The 15,514-nt window shown below is 70.3% G+C and carries 24 protein-coding genes; 13 read left to right on the plus strand and 11 right to left on the minus strand.

Annotated features, from left to right (window positions below; genetic code table 11):
- The 9 genes from ABZ928_RS12340 (at nucleotide 1) to ABZ928_RS12380 (ending at nucleotide 6,179) form a co-directional block, all read left to right on the plus strand.
- Complete coding sequence (locus tag ABZ928_RS12340) at nucleotides 1-2,703, plus strand: hypothetical protein (protein WP_361517354.1); 2,703 nt, start codon at nucleotides 1-3, stop codon at nucleotides 2,701-2,703.
- 225 nt (nucleotides 2,704-2,928) lie between these two features.
- Nucleotides 2,929-3,183: a hypothetical protein gene (locus ABZ928_RS12345; RefSeq protein ID WP_361517356.1), complete on the plus strand. Its 255-nt coding sequence runs from the start codon at nucleotides 2,929-2,931 to the stop codon at nucleotides 3,181-3,183.
- 185 nt (nucleotides 3,184-3,368) lie between these two features.
- Nucleotides 3,369-3,629, plus strand: coding sequence for a hypothetical protein (locus ABZ928_RS12350; protein ID WP_361517358.1), 261 nt, complete (start codon nucleotides 3,369-3,371; stop codon nucleotides 3,627-3,629).
- Nucleotides 3,630-3,643: 14 nt separating this feature from the next.
- Nucleotides 3,644-4,021, plus strand: coding sequence for a helix-turn-helix domain-containing protein (locus ABZ928_RS12355; RefSeq protein WP_361517360.1), 378 nt, complete (start codon nucleotides 3,644-3,646; stop codon nucleotides 4,019-4,021).
- A complete protein-coding gene (locus tag ABZ928_RS12360) occupies nucleotides 4,018-4,212 on the plus strand; it encodes a hypothetical protein (protein WP_361517362.1) in 195 nt (64 codons plus the stop codon). Before ABZ928_RS12355 ends, ABZ928_RS12360 begins: the two co-directional genes overlap by 4 nt.
- Before the next feature lie 13 nt (nucleotides 4,213-4,225).
- A complete protein-coding gene (locus ABZ928_RS12365) occupies nucleotides 4,226-4,741 on the plus strand; it encodes a hypothetical protein (protein ID WP_361517364.1) in 516 nt (171 codons plus the stop codon).
- An 18-nt stretch (nucleotides 4,742-4,759) separates the two neighbouring features.
- Entirely contained in the window at nucleotides 4,760-5,008 is a 249-nt protein-coding gene (locus ABZ928_RS12370; protein WP_361517366.1) for a hypothetical protein, read from the plus strand.
- A 61-nt stretch (nucleotides 5,009-5,069) separates the two neighbouring features.
- A complete protein-coding gene (locus tag ABZ928_RS12375) occupies nucleotides 5,070-5,567 on the plus strand; it encodes a hypothetical protein (protein WP_361517368.1) in 498 nt (165 codons plus the stop codon).
- Between the two features lie 396 nt (nucleotides 5,568-5,963).
- The gene (locus tag ABZ928_RS12380) at nucleotides 5,964-6,179 is read left to right on the plus strand and encodes a hypothetical protein (RefSeq protein ID WP_361517370.1); all 216 of its coding nucleotides are present in this window, start codon (nucleotides 5,964-5,966) and stop codon (nucleotides 6,177-6,179) included.
- Nucleotides 6,180-6,474: 295 nt separating this feature from the next.
- Here ABZ928_RS12380 and ABZ928_RS12385 read toward each other — a convergent pair whose 3' ends face one another.
- From ABZ928_RS12385 to ABZ928_RS12395, 3 genes are read right to left on the minus strand one after another with little or no spacing between them, the layout of a single operon-like run.
- On the minus strand, nucleotides 6,475-6,687 hold the full coding sequence (locus tag ABZ928_RS12385; protein ID WP_361517372.1) for a hypothetical protein: 213 nt from the start codon (nucleotides 6,685-6,687) through the stop codon (nucleotides 6,475-6,477).
- Nucleotides 6,684-7,094, minus strand: a complete 411-nt coding sequence (locus ABZ928_RS12390) for a DUF6415 family natural product biosynthesis protein (RefSeq protein ID WP_361517374.1) — start codon at nucleotides 7,092-7,094, stop codon at nucleotides 6,684-6,686. The genes ABZ928_RS12385 and ABZ928_RS12390 overlap by 4 nt, the downstream gene beginning before the upstream one ends.
- Entirely contained in the window at nucleotides 7,091-7,309 is a 219-nt protein-coding gene (locus ABZ928_RS12395) for a hypothetical protein (protein ID WP_361517376.1), read from the minus strand. The genes ABZ928_RS12390 and ABZ928_RS12395 overlap by 4 nt, the downstream gene beginning before the upstream one ends.
- 172 nt (nucleotides 7,310-7,481) lie before the next feature.
- On the opposite strand from ABZ928_RS12395, the gene ABZ928_RS12400 reads away from it, so the two are divergent.
- Both ABZ928_RS12400 and ABZ928_RS12405 read left to right on the plus strand, forming a co-directional pair.
- Entirely contained in the window at nucleotides 7,482-8,231 is a 750-nt protein-coding gene (locus ABZ928_RS12400; RefSeq protein WP_361517378.1) for a DUF6879 family protein, read from the plus strand.
- Nucleotides 8,232-8,241: 10 nt separating this feature from the next.
- Nucleotides 8,242-9,093: a helix-turn-helix transcriptional regulator gene (locus ABZ928_RS12405; RefSeq protein WP_361517379.1), complete on the plus strand. Its 852-nt coding sequence runs from the start codon at nucleotides 8,242-8,244 to the stop codon at nucleotides 9,091-9,093.
- A gap of 9 nt (nucleotides 9,094-9,102) precedes the next feature.
- Here the strand turns inward: ABZ928_RS12405 and ABZ928_RS12410 are convergent, their stop codons facing one another.
- A complete protein-coding gene (locus ABZ928_RS12410) occupies nucleotides 9,103-9,681 on the minus strand; it encodes a DUF4352 domain-containing protein (protein WP_361517381.1) in 579 nt (192 codons plus the stop codon).
- Between the two features lie 249 nt (nucleotides 9,682-9,930).
- On the opposite strand from ABZ928_RS12410, the gene ABZ928_RS12415 reads away from it, so the two are divergent.
- Nucleotides 9,931-10,137 carry a hypothetical protein gene (locus tag ABZ928_RS12415; RefSeq protein WP_361517382.1) on the plus strand — a complete coding sequence of 69 codons (207 nt, stop codon included), beginning with the start codon at nucleotides 9,931-9,933 and terminating at the stop codon, nucleotides 10,135-10,137.
- Between the two features lie 76 nt (nucleotides 10,138-10,213).
- Entirely contained in the window at nucleotides 10,214-10,462 is a 249-nt protein-coding gene (locus ABZ928_RS12420) for a hypothetical protein (protein WP_361517384.1), read from the plus strand.
- Nucleotides 10,463-10,535: 73 nt separating this feature from the next.
- Here ABZ928_RS12420 and ABZ928_RS12425 read toward each other — a convergent pair whose 3' ends face one another.
- The 7 genes from ABZ928_RS12425 to ABZ928_RS12455 form a co-directional block, all read right to left on the minus strand.
- Nucleotides 10,536-10,724 (minus strand): hypothetical protein, encoded by a 189-nt coding sequence (locus ABZ928_RS12425; RefSeq protein WP_361517385.1) that lies wholly within the window; start codon nucleotides 10,722-10,724, stop codon nucleotides 10,536-10,538.
- Nucleotides 10,725-10,935: 211 nt separating this feature from the next.
- On the minus strand, nucleotides 10,936-13,101 hold the full coding sequence (locus ABZ928_RS12430) for a cell division protein FtsK (protein WP_361517387.1): 2,166 nt from the start codon (nucleotides 13,099-13,101) through the stop codon (nucleotides 10,936-10,938).
- 98 nt (nucleotides 13,102-13,199) lie between these two features.
- Complete coding sequence (locus tag ABZ928_RS12435) at nucleotides 13,200-13,388, minus strand: DUF6257 family protein (RefSeq protein ID WP_361517389.1); 189 nt, start codon at nucleotides 13,386-13,388, stop codon at nucleotides 13,200-13,202.
- A 4-nt stretch (nucleotides 13,389-13,392) separates the two neighbouring features.
- Nucleotides 13,393-13,608: a hypothetical protein gene (locus tag ABZ928_RS12440; protein ID WP_361517390.1), complete on the minus strand. Its 216-nt coding sequence runs from the start codon at nucleotides 13,606-13,608 to the stop codon at nucleotides 13,393-13,395.
- A 94-nt stretch (nucleotides 13,609-13,702) separates the two neighbouring features.
- A complete protein-coding gene (locus ABZ928_RS12445) occupies nucleotides 13,703-14,134 on the minus strand; it encodes a hypothetical protein (RefSeq protein WP_361517392.1) in 432 nt (143 codons plus the stop codon).
- Complete coding sequence (locus ABZ928_RS12450) at nucleotides 14,131-14,304, minus strand: hypothetical protein (protein ID WP_361517394.1); 174 nt, start codon at nucleotides 14,302-14,304, stop codon at nucleotides 14,131-14,133. The genes ABZ928_RS12445 and ABZ928_RS12450 overlap by 4 nt, the downstream gene beginning before the upstream one ends.
- A complete protein-coding gene (locus tag ABZ928_RS12455) occupies nucleotides 14,304-15,437 on the minus strand; it encodes a conjugal transfer protein (protein ID WP_361517396.1) in 1,134 nt (377 codons plus the stop codon). The genes ABZ928_RS12450 and ABZ928_RS12455 overlap by 1 nt, the downstream gene beginning before the upstream one ends.
- Nucleotides 15,438-15,514: the final 77 nt, after the last annotated feature.

A 15,514-nucleotide genomic window follows, 5' to 3' on the forward strand; every position in this document is an offset into this window, starting at 1 on the left:
ATGGCCCCCGGAGCGCGACGAGTGAACGACCAGCAGCCTCCGTTGACCGCGGACCCGGAGACGATCCGGGCGTGGTTCGACACCGCGTTCGCCCACGCGGACGGGCAACTCAGCGTCGTAGCCAGCTTTGGCAAGAAGCTCGAATACGACTTCTTCCCCACGACGGAGGACGGCATCGCGGCTGCGGTGCGCTATGCCGTCACCCTCGACCGTCGCAAGCCTCAGGGGATCTACTACCAGAGCACCACCCTGCGCGAGCGCCCGCCCAAGGGGCGCGGCGGGGAGGCCGACGCTTACTGCCTGACTCACCTGTGGGCTGACGGCGACTACGGCACGATCGGACACAAGCCCGGCCTCGACGACCTGGACGCACCCCCGAACGCCGAGGCGGCGCACAAGGTCTACGCCGAGTCGGGACTGCCGGAGCCGACGGGGTATGCGAAGTCGGGCGGTGGGCTCAACGGCGTCTGGCTGCTGGCCGAGGCGTACATCATCGGCGACGAGGACGACCGGGCCCGAGTCAAGGAACTCACGACCGGGCTCCAGACGATCCTTGAGGCGCAGGCATACCGGTACGGCTGGTCGTGGGACAGCGGGGTCAGCAACCTCGACCGCCTCATGAAGCTTCCCGGCACAGTCAACCGAAAAGCGGATTGCCCGGAACGGGCAACCGGGATGCTGCCTGGCAGCGGGGTTGTGTACGGCCTCGCCGAACTGAACGCGGTGGTCGCCGAGCTGCTCCCCGCGGCGCAAGAGGCAGTTGCCGAGGCCGAGGCCGAGAAGCAGGCCCGCAAGGCGCAGCGCACGGGTAACCCGATCCCGCCGCCGCGGCGCGAGCGTCCCTCCGGACTCCACAGTGGTGACGGCCCCCTCGACGTCTTCGCCGACATGCTGGAGTTCCGCGACATCCTCGAACCTGAGGGCTGGACGTACGCCGGGCAGTCCGGAGAGTGGCATCAGTGGCTGCGCCCCACCGCTGGCGGCGACGCCCCGAGCAGTGCCTACAGCCTTAAGCACAACGACCACGTGGCGGTGAACTGGTCCGAGCGCTCAGACCTCCCCGTCGGCGCGCTCCCCCGGGGGCAGAAGCTCACGGTCGGCACCCTCTACGCCCACCTTCACTACGGCGGGAACACCTCGGAGGCCGCGCGCGACATCATGCGTGCCGCTGCTGGGAAAGCGGCGCGCGGTCACGCTGGCCGACTCCCTGCGCCCGTCCTCGCGGAGGTGAAGCGTCGGTGCCTCGACGACGGCGAGCGCACCGGCACGAGCCCGCAGGCTCCCACCGAAGACCCGTGGGATGGGCCGCAGGATGAACCGCCGGAGGGCACGGACGAGACGCCTGACGCTCCCGAGGACCGGCTTCCTGAGACCTTCTGGAACGCCACCCCCACCCTCGGACAGATCCAGCAGATGGCCCGCGCGCGGCGCACCTCGCCCGACGCAGTCATTCACGCCAGCCTCGCTCGTACGGCAGCCATGGCCGACCCCACCGTCCGCGTCGACAGCGGCATCCACCAGCCCGCAACCCTCGGTTGGTACTGCGGACTGTTCGGCCCCTCTGGCGCAGGCAAGGGACAGGCGGAGAAGACCGCCCGCGAACTCACCCCCTTCCCGGCCGTCGACATCGCGTACATCGACATCTCCACCGGACAGGGCATCATCGCCGCCTACCTGGAACTGGAGGCCGACCCCGAGGACGACAACGGGAAGAAGAAGGTCCTCGTGCAGAAGAGGACCCGCGGCTACGCGCTGGCCACGGAGGGCAGCGTCCTCGACGGCATGGCGCAGATGTCCGCCGCGGCCACGTTGAACGCCGTCCTGTGCAAGGCATGGATGAGCGAACGCCAGGGCACCTCCAACGCCGAGGTCGAGCGCCGCCGGGCGCTACCGGAGGACGCCTACACCCTGTCGATGTCGCTCGGCGTGCAGGAAGAACCCGCAGCAAAGCTGCTGGAGATGGGCTCCATCGGCCTCCCCCAGCGCCTCGCCTGGGCACACGCCACCCTCGGGCCCGACACCCCGAAGCAGCGGCCGGCGACGACCGGGCCCGTCATGGTCGCCACGAGAGACGGCGGGGAGACACCCGTTACGACATGGGTGTCCGGGCTGCGGAATGTCACCATCTCCGTTCCCGAGCACGTCACGGAGGAGCTCGACGAACTCGCGCTGGAGATCTCGTTCGGGCGCGGTGTCGAGGCCCCGCTCAACACACACGAACCGCTCTGGCGGCTGAAGTGCGCCGCCCTCCTCGCCCTGCTGCACGGGCGCACCAGGGTCACGGACGAGGACTGGGATATGGCCGGCGTGATGTGGCGGACCTCCTGCAAGGTTCGTGACCGCGTCACGGAGGCGGCGAAGCGGCGCACGCAGGCCGAGTTGGACGCGCGGCGCGCGGAGGCCGTCCAGACGGCTGTGGAGTCCCAGGCTGCGGTGTACGAGGTCATGAACGGCGTGCACCCGTCCGTCGAGAACGTCGCCAAGCGGGCCCACCGCTACCTCACCCGGCACGGCGGCGAGACCCCTGTGCGCGACGTGAACCGCAGCTGCATCAAGACGGCCGATCGAGACAAGTACCGGGCGTCGGGGGCGACGGATTCGTTGTGGTCCGCGGCGCTTCAGTACGGCAGCGAGCAGGGGTGGCTTGTGCAGTTGGGCGGCGGCTTGCTGGCTGCTGGTGCAGCGGCTCCGGAGCAGTCGTGATGACGGGGCGTGTTGTCGGACCGTCGGACCTGTCGGACCCCGTGGTCCGACAGTCCCTCGCCCTAATAACAGGCATAACTAGACAAAACGCTTCAGATGAGAGTCGCGATACGCGCGAACCCGCAGGTCGCATCGAGACCCTCTGTCGGACCTTCCGGGTCCGACAGCTGAAGGTCCGACACCACACAGCGTCACCGGGCCGACCAGGAGCAGCAGGAGGTTGGCATGCCGGACACCACGACGGCGGACCACGACGATTCCGAGTGCTACCGGGATGTCGCCGAGGCCCTGATAGCCGAGCACGGCTGGGAGCGCGCCACCTTCGTAGCGACGGCGGTCCGCGGCTTCGTCTACGGCCTCCCCGCCCCGAGCCCCTACCGCGACACGGCGGAAGCCATCTACGAGCGCCTCGGCTGGGAACAGGCCGCCCTACTCGCCTCCTGGTTCCGGGACGCCCGCAGCCGACCCGGCCGCCACTGACTCCCGGCCGCCGCCTGGCGGCTGAACATCGAAAGGACTCCGACGTGACCGAAGCACCTTCCATGGGTTCGCTCGGAAACGGACCTTCCATGGGTCGGGTCTCTGCGGAATCCGTTTCACCTTCTCCGTTGCGATGGCCGTCCCAACGGGGTGGCCCATATCCGCGGTTGCGTCTGGACTTCGGGGTGAAGGCGCAGCAGGGGTTCGAGGTCTACGAGCTGGTGCTCGGGAAGGGCTTCACCTTCCGCCAGGCCGCCGGTGAGCTCGGGCTCTCCCTTACGACCGCGTGGCGCCGCTACCACTTCTTCGCGGACTGGTCGCTGCCCGAGTTCTACGGCCGTCCGCCCGGGCCGCTTCCGCCGCAGCGCGGTACTCGGGCGTGTCCTCGGGGCCGGCCGTATCTGCCGACTGTCGATGGCCCGGGTGGGCCGCTTCACCGACCTTGAGGAGGAACCCTGAGATGAGCACTACACACCCCCGGGATAAGGCGTCTGCGGTGCTGTGGCTCGCGGCCGGACGGTCCCAGCGAGCGGCGGCCGAGGCGGCGGGCGTCTCGCCGGGCACCGTGGCCCAGTGGCGGAGGGACCCGGTGTTCGCGGCCGAGGTCGAGCGGATCCGCCGCATCTGGGAGCAGGACTCCAAGGACTGGCCTGGCCTGCTCGCCGAGTTGGACGAGGTGGAGCGGCGGTTGACGCCGACGCCTGCTGTGGCGGTCGAGGGCGACCGTTGGCGGGTGACGGTGACGGTGCCGCCGGGTGCCTCGGCCAGGAAGGTCGAGCAGCTCACTGCGCGGGCGATCGCCAGGGGCCTGCGGGCAGCGAGGGGGGCCCGGTCGTGACCTCGTATGTGGAGCAGCAGATAGCGGCCCGGATCGCGGCCGCGCGCCGTAAGGCCGAGGAGGACAAGCGGCGGCGTGCGGATCTCGCTGCTGCTCGCCGTCGGGGTCTCGCTGCACGGCCCGCCCGGAAGCTCTTCAACCTCGCTCAATCCCCTTACGACAACACCAGCTTGGCGCCGTCCGGCGCCTGAACCGGAGGTACGCGTGTCGAAGATCGAACTGTCCATTCTGCGGAAGATGAGCACCCCGCTCACCATCAACCTCGAAGACCAGCATCTGCCCGCCCCGGTGCGGCAGAGCCTGCACGACCTTGTGGGCAAGCGGGCCGGACTCGCCGAGGCCGAGCAGGCCCTGGCGAGCGCGAAGGGCGCGGCGTGGGCCGAGGCGAACGAGCGGGCCGGGACGGCTCGTACGGAGGCCGAGCAGGCGCTCGTCGACTACGCCGGCGTCAGTGCCGCGTCCTCGTCGGCCATCAGGGACAGTGCCGCCGCGGCGTTCGAGGAGGCGGTGGGCGTGGCCCATGCCCGGCTGCGGGAGGCCCTTGATGCGCTCGCCGACGCCGATCGTGCGGCCCTGTTGTGGCACGCGACCCGTCCGGGCAAGCCGGTCTTCCGCTACGAGTCGACGACCGGTCTGGAGAGCCGGGTGCACAAGCAGTTCGGGGTGGTGCGGTCGGCGTTGCGCGACGTGCTGCCTGACGTTCCCGACAGCCTCGACTGATCCCGAAGGAGACGAACGATGGCAGAGAAGCAGCCGAGTGCGTGGCAGCGAGTGATGGCCGCGCGGGCGATGGGTCAGGAACCGGACCCGCAGGACATCGAGGAGGCGCGCGCGGCGTCCCGCCCGGGCACGGTCGGCTGGGCGGTGCGGGTTGCAGCCCGCGCGGTTCCGGAACGGGAGCCGGTGCCGGAGGGCCCGGACCGCTTCCGCAGGGCGGTCCTCGGCCGCCTCGGCCGCGACAACGACGACGGCCCGTCGGCCGCCTGACCAACCACCAGCGAGGGCGGGCGCAGTGCTCACCTCGCGGCACCCACAGAGGAGAAAGCACATGCTCGACACCAAGGGGACGCCCTGCTCGTTCGTCGTCGCCGGCGACCGCGCCCACAACTTCGCACTGCCGCGTGACCTGAACGTCATGCCGCCGAAGCTGGTGAAGGCGCTGGAAAAGCTTCAGGCCGCGGCCCGCGCGGAGCAGGAGTCGTCCGGGAAGAACGCGAACAACTACGTGGCGATGAAGGAGGCCAACGACAAGGTTCGGGACTCGCTGAACGAGGTCTACGACACAGCGGCGGCGACGTCGAAGGCGGCGCGGCAGCAGTACGGGGAGGCCTACGAGTACGGGGTGCGCCGGTATCTGCGGGCGATCGAGGACGCGCGGGCCGCGCTTCAGGATGTCGTGACCGCGTCGCTGCTGTACGACCAGGCGGCGCACGGGTCTGCGGTGGGGCTGAGCAGCATCAACGGCGTGAAGCCTGCGATGGGCGCGCACCACATCTATCAGGCGCTGGAGACGCTGCCTGCGATTCCGGCGCTGGAGGAAGCGTGATGGAGCGGCTGACGAGGAGCAGGCGGGCGACGCCGGCGGAGCGGCATGCGGCTCGCGCGTTGGGCCGACCGGAGCCGGAGGAGGTCGAGGTCGAGGTGACCGCAACGGCCGCCCTGCATGCGGCGCGGCTGTCGGACCCGCGGCCGTCGGCCAAGCCGGCGGGGATGCAGACTGCGGCTTGGTACGCGCTGCGTGCTCGGGGTGAGGCAGGGGCGCCCGCAGCCTGAATTCACCGCGTGTGGAATTGTGCCCGGCTGCTCTTACGGCGGCCGGGCGCAGTCATGTCCGGGGCGTGCTACCTTCGGCCTCGTACATGGCATGGACGTGGCTAGGCGAGGCATGGTCAGGCACGGCTCGGCGAAGTGAATCACTCGCTCAAGCCGAAGGTGAGAAACCATGTCCGAATCGCAGATCATCAAAGTCCGCACCGTCTACCGAGAGCCCTCGGAGCCGTCGACCACGGTCATCCGCATGAGGGTCGTCTCCAGTGACTCCATTCCGGTCGACCTTCACTCCGCTCGCGAGCAGGCTGCCGCTGAGCGCCGTAAGCGGCCGCGCGGGGAGACGGTGTTCGAGCAGGCCGAGCGGGAACGAGCTGCTGGCGCTCGGTAGGCAGGCGCGATGCCCCGCCGGTGGTGCTGTCCATCGGCGGGGCATCGGGGTATCCAGCGCAAGCAGCCAGCGAGCACGGATGGATTTGGCCGCAGCGTACGACATGGCACTGACAACCGCCCGATGCGGATAAGTCGAAGGCGTGAACGTTATTTCACCTTCGATTCGAAGGTGAGGGGCCGCCAGGGCGGCGGACCTGTCATGGAGCGGCCCCGGCCGGGATGCGATGGCCGGCCGGGGCCTGCCTGACCCGCCCGCCCCTTAATCGCCTGGGGTGCTCGGAGCGGGCGGGAGCTCAGGAACCGGCGCCCAGGGCGCGTGCGACCAGGACGCGGGCCAGCGCGTGGATAGCGACGGGGTCGGGGCCGAGTAGATCGGCGTGCGCGCGGTGTGCCCAGATGTCCCAGCCGGGGCCGGAGTTGCCCGGCTCGTGTCCGATGTAGAGGGCGTCGTCCGGGTCGGTGATCGGCTCGTCGCAGTGGCGGCACACCGGCGGGAGCGCGGTCATGGCGTGCCCCCTGTGAGGGCCTCCCAGTGGTCGAGCAGGGCGTTGAGGGTGCGGGCGAGGCGCCGGGCGTGCCCGGGGGGCCCACCGAACCTAGAGCTCGGTCCGGTACGGAGTCTCTCGCGGGCCTCGCCGGCACACGCCAGGGCGCAGTACCGCGGGACGCTCGACCGGGGCAGCCGGTCCGCGGTCTCCTCGACCTCGGGGAGGAGGAGTTCGAGGTGTCCGCGCAGCTGGAGGGTGAGGGTCTCGATCTCGTCGGGGGCCGGCGGGAGCGTCTCCGGTACGGCGTCGGGGTCGAGGAGACGGTCCACGACCTCGCGCATCGTCTCGATGTCCAGGGGGTCCCGATCCTCCGGGCAGGCCGCGGCTCTTGACGCGATGGGAGCCTCTCCCCTGGTGCCGCTCATGCTGCCTGCCCCCGCTGAAGGGCGTCGGCCAGGCGCATGGCGACGTCCGGGCGGACGCGGCCGAGTTCGACGAGGCGAACCCGAGGGGTGCCTTGAGGGTCGACGGCGAGCGACGGAAAGACGATGCCGGCACGGTCGAGCGCGGCGCGCAGGGACTCCACCGCCGTGAACGGGTCAACGCTGGCCGCGTCTTGCATTTCGGGTGCAGAGGTCATGAACGGGACGGTAGGGAGCGCCTGTTGACAGCCTCCAGGCAATGTTCTCGAATGTTCTCGTGGCTTGCCCAGATGTTCTCGTATGGTCGCAAACGGCGGCCCTCGGGCAGTAGATCGGCACGACCGCCGTGGCGATGCTGATGGCGACCAATCCCACACCGAGGGAGGCACCGTGGCACGACGGCTCATCTTCACCGGCACGGACAGCAAGAACGGCGGCTGCCCAGCGCTCCACACCGACACCGAAACCGGCGAGATCATCGTCCAGGGCCCGCCGGTCACCGACCCCGACGACCTCGCCCGCCTCCAGCACTTCGGACCCGACGACGTGGCGGTCGTCGTACCGGCCGAACTGCTCGTGAACCACGGCCCCAAGGAGCTGCACCGCGTGCCGGAGATCATCGACCTGGACGCGTTCGGCCAGCTCTTCCATACCTTCGAGCACACGGCCTGGCGGCTGGAGACCCGCCGCGGCTACGCCTCGGACCGCGAGGACCCGACGTACGCGGAGTTCGTCGAGACGGGCTCCATCACCCTGGACTACGACGACGACTGGTCGCAGAACATCCGCCGCCAGGTCCTCGCCGGGAAGACCATCGGCCGCGTCCGGATCGTCGACGAGCCGCCGACCGAGGGCCAGCTGTTCCTCCTCGCCGACTCCCCGCGCAACACCGCGGCCGGCGAAGACATCCGCGTCCTGCCCCGCAGCGACGCCGAGGCGCGTCTGCTGCCCGCAGAGGACTTCTGGATCTTCGACAGTCGGCTCGTCGCCCGCCTCAACTTCGACGACGAGGACGTGTTCCACGACGTCGAGATCATCACCGAGCCGGCGGAGGTGCTGCGCTACTGCCAGTTGCGGGACGTCGCCACGCACGGGGCCATTCCGTGCGGCGAGTTCGCCGCCGGCCTGCGCACGACCTGACGAGCCGCCAGTGAGCACGGACTACCAGCAGGCCCGGGAAGCCCTCGGTGCGCGCCTTCGCGACCTTCGGCTGACCGGGCCCGCAGGACGGCTCACCGGCCCCCAACTCGCCGCCCGCCTCGGCTGGCCCCACTCGAAGGTCTACAAGCTGGAGAACGGCCGTCAGACCGCCACTTCGGACGACCTGCGCGTGTGGGCCGCGGCCGCGGGCCAGCCCGACGTGTTCGCCGAACTCGACGCGCGTCTCAAGGGCTTCGAGTCGCACATCCGCTCCTGGCGTCGCCAGCTCGCCGCCGGCCATCGTCCGGTGCAGGACGTGTGGAACCTTGAGGTCGACCGCTCCCGCACCATCTACGCCTGGGAGGAGTCCGTCATCCCCGGCATGCTCCAGACCGCCGACTACGCCCGCGCGATGTTCCTGCGCTACGCCGACCTGTACGGCTCCGTGAGGGACACCGAGGAGGCCGTCCGCACCCGCATTCTGCGCCAGCAGTGGCTGCACCAGGGCGGCCACACGTTCCATGCGCTGGTGTGGGAGGCGGCGCTCCATGCCCTGGTCTGCTCGCCTGCGGTTCTCGCCGCGCAGCTTGACCGGCTCGCGGGCATGGTCGGGATGGACACGGTGGAGCTCGGTGTCGTCCCGCTCGGGGCGTCGTTGAAGATCCCGGCGGCGAACGGGTTCTGGATCCTCGACGACCGGCTCGTGATCGCCGAGGACTGGCATGCGGAGATCTGGCTGGACGACGCGGACAGCGTGGCCACCTACTCGAAGGTGTGGCACACCCTGGGGGAGTCCGCGGTGTACGGGGCCGACGCGCAGAACGTGATCAGCAGGGTGCAGCGGACAGTGCGGCCGCGCTGAGGGCTCGGGCTATGCCTTCGGGATCGCCCACTCGGTGGGCTCGCCGCCCTCCGGCTCGTACACGAGACGCTCGGGCCTCTTGCCGCCAGGCACGGGAAAGGCGATGAGGCCGCGGGCGCAGCGTCCGGGCGTGAGGGTCTTGTCCATCGGATACTCCGGCTTCGGCATGTCACCGCCGGAGGAGCCGGTCACCTCGATGCTGGTGCCGTCCTTGTAAGCCAGCGACCAGGGGAACTGGCTGACGCTGAGGTTGTCGCCCTTCTTGTTGCAGACCTTGACTTCGGCAGTGGCCCAAGTGTCGCCGCCCTGGAAGTCCTCCGGGGGTTGAGGCTGCGGGCCCTTGTAGGGCTGCTGGTATTCGAGGGCTTGCACGGTGGCGTGGAGGTTGCTTTCGGCATCGATGACGTCCTTCTCGGCACCCATCTTGAGAACGCCGCTGCTTGCGTCTGCATCAGCCTCGGCGCTCGGTGTGGCGGTCACGGTCTGCGTGACGGTGACGCGGATGGTCTCGGGCTCGCTACTACTGGCGCAAGCGGTAGAAGCGGTGCCGAGCAGCAGCGCGACGGCGATGGCAGTGCGGGTGCGCATGGTCCCCCCAGGGTCGTGCGGGTCAGAGAGGGCATCATGCGCCGCGTGAAGGCGGCGCGTGGGTGGTGTGTCCGTGCTGTGACCCCGAGAGAGTGACCTCCAACCGCATAGATGATGCGGTGTGTTGGCTGTGACCTGCGGGTTTACCCGGTAGATGGCACGCGCTTGGCACACGTCTCGCAGCCGGATTGAGGCGCGCGCCGCCGCCTCCGGGGTGCCACTGTCGGTGCCGTGCGTCACTCTGGCCTCATGCCCGCTGTGATCGTGTACCCGCCGGACGAAGAAGGCGGCCGTCGTGTCCGTGTCGACGGGACCATCCTCGGCCGGGCGTTCCGGCTGCGGGACGTCGTGGCGTTCCTGGAGACAGCCGGCCTGCAAGGCATCGACGAACTCGACGTCGCCGGCGCGGGCTGGATCGAGTGGCGCGGCGGCGGCCCGGGCACGTGGGAGCACTGACCCGGCCGGCCATCAACGCGCGGCACTACGACCCCGGGGCGAACCTGGAGAAAGATCACTCCGCGAGGAGGCAGTCATGGCTGTGCGGACATGGGTCTCGATGAGCGTGCGCAGGGATCGCCTCGACGAGGCTCGCCTACTGCTGGGCAGCCTGGACCCGGGGCCACTTGGTCCGGTGGAGATCTACACGCCGGACGCCCCCGATGCTCTCAGGGCGGTATCGGTGTCGCTTCCGGGCGACGTCCGCGAGGCCGTAGAGCAACACCTTCGTGGGCGGACAGACCTGGAGTTCCAGACGGAGCTGCGCGACGTAGACGCGGAGTAGCGCGGGTGCGGAGTCACGCCGGCCCCTGCGCGGTCGCGGTGACCATGCAGGGGGCCGGACAACGGGTCGGTCGTTACACCTTGAGCCGGTAGACGACGCGCTCTATGCCGTCCACGACCACGGTCTCCGTGGTCCGCTCGTACAGCTCCTCGGGCTCAAACGCCGCGTCGAAGAGGAGGTTCGACTCCGCGTCGAGGTTGTCGTAGTCGGCGGTGGAGCCGTCCTTCGTGCCGCCCTGAAAGGCGACGTGCGTTGTCTTCATGGCGGGGCACTCTGCGCCACCGGTACGAAATCCGCAAATCGTTCGGGGAGGGAAGCGCGGCGGGGGAGGCCGAAGTGCCCGTTTCCCGTTTCCCCGGGGTGCGCCTCCCCGTCCTCCCTGGCCTCCCTGAATGGCCATTCGTGCAGGTCATGTACAGGGAGGCATAGCAGGGAGGCGGTCAGGGAGAACTCCCCGAGAATCGGGCGCCTCCCTACTCGTCGTCGAAGTCCTCCTCGTCCTCCGCGAGGCGCTCCAGAACGGCGTCCTGGACACGATCGCGGGCGACAACCTGCACCCCGTTCGACTTGTACGGCGCCGCCCCATAGGGCTCCAGGGCGCTCTTCAGGTCGCCGAACGTCCAGCCGCCGTAGTGGACGTCGTTGCGGTCCTGGAGGCGGTACAGAACGTCCTGCGTCCGCACGCGGGCCTCGTCGCCGAGGACGGCGAGGATGTCGGCGAGCTCGTCGACGGGCGTGAACGTGGCCGTGACGGGGATCTCGACACCGCCCTCGTACACCGTCATCGCCCGCTCGACGACCGGGGTCACCTCGTCGATGCCCTTGTCCGGGTCACGGGCCACGTAGTGGGCGCGGACCACCTCGAACGGCTTGGCGCTGAACCCGACGGTCACGGCCGTGCCGACGTCCTCGCCGGGGATCAGCGTGGTCGCGGTGACGCCGGCCTTGTGCTTGCCGGAGCCGAGCAGGCCGTCGTTCGCGACGTGGTCGCCGACCGCGAACGCCACCCGGTGGGAGGTGTTGCGGGTAACGTCGCGCGGCAGGCTGTCCGCGGTCGGGGACACGGTGACCCACACCAGGGTGATGGCCGTCTTACGGGCCTTCTTCATCACCTTGATGGCCAGCTCGGCGGCCTCCTTGCCGTAGTCCTTGTGCATGAACAGCTCGTGGCACTCGTCGAAGACGACGACCTTCGGCCGCATCCGCGGGTCCTTCAGCGCCAGCTCCCGCGTCACCTTCGTCGCGCCGTCGCCGAGTTCCTCCAGCAACTTGCCGCGGAGGGTGACCTCGTCTCGGAGGGCGCGCAGGGCGTCGAGGGCGGCCTTGATGTCCTCGTCGTCGTCGCCCTTGACCAGGGTCCGCAGGCGCGGCTTGAGCGGGTCGTAGTCGGTGTTGTAGGCCATGACGTAGGCCTCGACGATGACGAGCGGGTCGAGGATCGCCCCCAGCAGCAGGGCGATGACAAGCGAGGACTTCCCGGAGCCCATGATGCCGCCGACCATGTAGTTGGCGGCCATGAGCTTGCCGATGATGGCGTCGCCGCGCTGGGAGACGGCGACGGGTACGCCCTTGAAGTAGTCGGTGGTGCCCTCGGTGAGGAGGGGCCAGGGCGGTACGGCGCCGGACAGTGAGCCTTGGTCGGCGACCCACAGGTCGAGGACGCCGGGCTGTTTCGGGGGCTCGGTCGGCCACACCTCGACGGGCTTGCGCAGCAGGTTGTGGGCGAGGACGGACTTCTTCCCGCAGATCATCTCGACGGTGACGCCCATGGGCAGCTGCAACTGTGTGTGCCAGCCGTTCCCGGAGCGGGTGGTGGGCTGCTCCCAACGGGGCTGCCACCCGTCCTTGATGGCCTTGTTCAGCGGTGCGATGCCGAGGTTGCCGAGGGCGCGGATGATGGCGCCCTCGTCGGGGATGACGTCCCGGCCGTCGCCGCCGACAGGGAGCGCCCAGGTGGGGGCGGTCTGCCGGTGCCGGCCGACGGCCCACAACCCGGCGAGGGCGAGCCAGGGCAGGGCGGTCAGGAGCGGGTCCCAGATGACTCCGGCGAGGAAGGCGAGCCAGGCGACGAAGGAGACGGTCGCGGCGAGCGGGGTGATGACGTCATGGACGTCGTGGTTGGCCCACGCGAGCATGATGCCGATCATCAGCAGGGCGCCGGTTCCGGCGACGCCCCCCATGAACAGGGCTTTCGGGGCGTTGATGGCGAGCTGGAGGAGCTCCATACGGCGGCGGTGGCGGGACTGCCGGAAGATGTAGGCGCGCTGTTCCCAGTCGCGGGCCACGTCCTCTTGCCCGGCGGCCTCGGCGGCGCGCATGAACCGTTCGTGGCGGGCGGTGGTACGGGCGTCCCAGGCGCGGCGCGTGAGGATGCGGGCGCCCCCGACCAGGTACGAGCCGTGCCGGACGATGACGCGGTAGGTGTCGTGTTCGCGGGCCTCGACGACGATGCGGCGCAGGTGGTCGATGCGCACTCGGCGGCGGCCCGGGCGGGCGATGTCTACCACGGTGGACACGGCCTCGGCGGCGGGCATGGGCACGGCGCCCTCGGTCGGCAGGGCGTCTTCGGGGGCGAGCTTGAGCAGGTCAACGGCGGGTGCGGTGTGCCCGTTGACCCGCTCGGGGGCGGTGTCGGTCATGCTGGTGTCTCCGGGTTTCGTGACGTGCTGCGTGACGGAACTTCAGGGGCCCGGGGACGGCCGTTGTCTTGGCGGATTGGGGCCGTCCCCGGGCGTTGCTACTGGCCGGCGTCCTTACGGCGCTGCGCCCTCTGCTCGATGCGGGCGACCTTGTCCTGCAAGTCCTTCAGGACGCGTCCGGAGCCGTCGTCGGCGATGCTGCGCTTGGCCATGCGGGCGACCAGCGTGACGACGCGGATCTTCTCGCCGGTGGTGAAGTCGCTGAAGCGGACGTCTTTGCTGGCCATGGGCTCAGGCCTCCGTGTTCTCGTTGACGGTCTCAGGCAGGACGGCGGCGAGCGCTGAGTAGGAGCGGCTCACGTCCGCCCATACGGCGCCGGCCGCCGCGAGCAGCGGCACCTTGGACCGCTGGTCGGTGTGGTTGACGGCGGTCTCAGCTCGACCGGCCAGGGCGGCGGCGCTGCGGGCCGCCTCGCGGGCCTTCTCAATGGCTTCGTCTCGGGTCACGGGGTTCCTCCTGGTGACGGGCCGGGCTGTCCGGCCCCACCGCACCCCCGCAGATGTTCAGTTCTGAACACCTGACGGAGGACGGAAGGGCAGGTCAGCGGCCCTTCTTCCGGGCGGGCGTTGCCGCGGGCCGGATCTTCGAGGCGGCCCATCCGGCGGCGACGATGACGCCGACCAGGGCCATGGCGATGCTGGTGAGGTTCTGGCCGACGGCGCCGATGATCCCCATCAACGTGCCGCCCATGACGACGACGACCGCGCAGACTGCGCCCGTGCAGACGACGACCACGGCGAGGATCAGGAACGTGACGATGATCAGTCGTTGCAGGGCCGGGTCCATGCCCTCGCGGACGGGGGCCTGCACGATGATCGGGAGCGGCGGCATCGGCTGGCCGAGGGTGAAGTGGACGGGGCGTCCGCGGTCGTCGTAGAGGACGTTCGGGGGCCGGTGGTGGGCGGGCGCCTGCTCGCTCGGCGGGACGGCGTACTGCCGGTAGGGATCGGGCAGGTTGGACGGCTCGGTCATCGTGCCCACCTACGGCTGCGGGGCAGGTACGGGCGGGCGGCGAGGCCGAGGCCGAAGGCGACCAGGATGGGCTTGGCGAGGATCGCGGCGGCGATGGTGATGACGGCCGAGAGGAGGGACGGGTACAGGAGCAGCAGCCCGAGCAGGGCGCCGAGGATGAGGTAGCGCATCAGGCGTAGCCGCCTTCCATGTCGGTGTTGCGGGACGTTGCGCCCGACTCCGGGTCGGGCTTCTTCGAGGCCCTGGAGAGGGCGGCGCGGATGTGGTTCTCGGGCACGACCAGTCGCCGGTGACGGGCCAGGTGCTCGGCGATCTCGCGGGCCGATGCGTCCTCGCCGAGGGCTGTTGCGGCTTCCTCGACAGCGCCCTGCACGCCGACCGCGGGCAACTCGCTGAGCTGCGGCGCAACAGGCGCAGCAGGCCGCTCGACGGTGTACTCCGGGGGCCGCTGTCCGAGGACCAGGGCGACCGCCACGGGGTCCACGGCGAGGCCGTAGGTGCCGAGGAGCGCAGCGAGTTCCGCAGGGGGTGCATCAGGTCGCGCATCGTGGGCGAGGCGGATCGCGTCGGCCGGGTCCATCTCAGCGAACCGGGCGCGCAATACCTCCGTGGCGGAGGCCGGTACGGCAGTGCTCGCGGCCGGTGCGGGGTCCGGGGTGCTGGTGGTGCCGTACATCCCGGCGAGGGCTGCATCGGCCCCGTCGCGGACGCGGACTCGCTGGACGTCGACGAGGCCGGCGCCGAGCTCGGCGTCATCCGCGCCGACGTATCGGGCGAGGCGCCAGTACCGGCGCACAGCCCGCTTGCGCTTGCCCTCGTCGGGGTGGCTGTCGGCGACGGCACGGTGGAACGCCAGCTGTCGGGCGGCGTCCGCGTTGCGGCGCATCACCTCGGCGTCCACCCCCGTCCGGTAGACGACGATGCTGCGGGCGATGAACCCCAACCCCTCGGCCGCGCCGGACATCGCGAGCGGGGTGACCGCGTACACCGCGGCGTCACGGGCGCTGCTGGCGATCGTCACGCCGATGCACGACGCGGACAGCGGGGCCAGCCACATGCCGCCTCGGACCACGGCCGGGGAGGCCATGCCGAGCATGGTCCGGCCGAGCATCACCAGGGCCAGGATCAGGGTGAGGCCCTCCCCGGCGGCGACGACGCCGGCGGCGGTGGCCTGGCGGTGGAACTCGGCGACGGCGTTGGAGTAGGTGCCCCACGCGCCGAACCCTCCGACGCCGACCATGACGACGGCGGCCGTACCGAGGACCGTGATCTGTCCCCGCGTGAGTTCTCTGGTGCTGGTCATTCGCCCACCTCCGGGGCGGCGGCCCGCACCACACGGTGCGCGGCCAGGGTGACGCCCTCGCGGTCGCCGCGCTCGTT

The sequence above is a fragment of the Streptomyces sp. NPDC046909 genome, assembly GCF_040644695.1.
GTDB lineage: Bacteria > Actinomycetota > Actinomycetes > Streptomycetales > Streptomycetaceae > Streptomyces.

Excerpts from the sequence above, each read along its gene's own strand:
- ABZ928_RS12370 (WP_361517366.1), top strand. The coding sequence starts at position 4,760 with ATGGCAGAGAAGCAGCCGAGTGCGTGGCAGCGAGTGATGGCCGCGCGG.
- ABZ928_RS12450 (WP_361517394.1), bottom strand. The coding sequence starts at position 14,304 with ATGCGCTACCTCATCCTCGGCGCCCTGCTCGGGCTGCTGCTCCTGTAC.
- ABZ928_RS12435 (WP_361517389.1), bottom strand. The coding sequence starts at position 13,388 with ATGGCCAGCAAAGACGTCCGCTTCAGCGACTTCACCACCGGCGAGAAG.
- ABZ928_RS12340 (WP_361517354.1), top strand. The coding sequence starts at position 1 with ATGGCCCCCGGAGCGCGACGAGTGAACGACCAGCAGCCTCCGTTGACC.
- ABZ928_RS12430 (WP_361517387.1), bottom strand. The coding sequence starts at position 13,101 with ATGACCGACACCGCCCCCGAGCGGGTCAACGGGCACACCGCACCCGCC.
- ABZ928_RS12425 (WP_361517385.1), bottom strand. The coding sequence starts at position 10,724 with ATGAAGACAACGCACGTCGCCTTTCAGGGCGGCACGAAGGACGGCTCC.
- ABZ928_RS12415 (WP_361517382.1), top strand. The coding sequence starts at position 9,931 with ATGCCCGCTGTGATCGTGTACCCGCCGGACGAAGAAGGCGGCCGTCGT.
- ABZ928_RS12410 (WP_361517381.1), bottom strand. The coding sequence starts at position 9,681 with ATGCGCACCCGCACTGCCATCGCCGTCGCGCTGCTGCTCGGCACCGCT.
- ABZ928_RS12420 (WP_361517384.1), top strand. The coding sequence starts at position 10,214 with ATGGCTGTGCGGACATGGGTCTCGATGAGCGTGCGCAGGGATCGCCTC.
- ABZ928_RS12345 (WP_361517356.1), top strand. The coding sequence starts at position 2,929 with ATGCCGGACACCACGACGGCGGACCACGACGATTCCGAGTGCTACCGG.
- ABZ928_RS12375 (WP_361517368.1), top strand. The coding sequence starts at position 5,070 with ATGCTCGACACCAAGGGGACGCCCTGCTCGTTCGTCGTCGCCGGCGAC.
- ABZ928_RS12390 (WP_361517374.1), bottom strand. The coding sequence starts at position 7,094 with ATGAGCGGCACCAGGGGAGAGGCTCCCATCGCGTCAAGAGCCGCGGCC.
- ABZ928_RS12355 (WP_361517360.1), top strand. The coding sequence starts at position 3,644 with ATGAGCACTACACACCCCCGGGATAAGGCGTCTGCGGTGCTGTGGCTC.
- ABZ928_RS12380 (WP_361517370.1), top strand. The coding sequence starts at position 5,964 with ATGTCCGAATCGCAGATCATCAAAGTCCGCACCGTCTACCGAGAGCCC.
- ABZ928_RS12395 (WP_361517376.1), bottom strand. The coding sequence starts at position 7,309 with ATGACCTCTGCACCCGAAATGCAAGACGCGGCCAGCGTTGACCCGTTC.
- ABZ928_RS12455 (WP_361517396.1), bottom strand. The coding sequence starts at position 15,437 with ATGACCAGCACCAGAGAACTCACGCGGGGACAGATCACGGTCCTCGGT.
- ABZ928_RS12445 (WP_361517392.1), bottom strand. The coding sequence starts at position 14,134 with ATGACCGAGCCGTCCAACCTGCCCGATCCCTACCGGCAGTACGCCGTC.
- ABZ928_RS12385 (WP_361517372.1), bottom strand. The coding sequence starts at position 6,687 with ATGACCGCGCTCCCGCCGGTGTGCCGCCACTGCGACGAGCCGATCACC.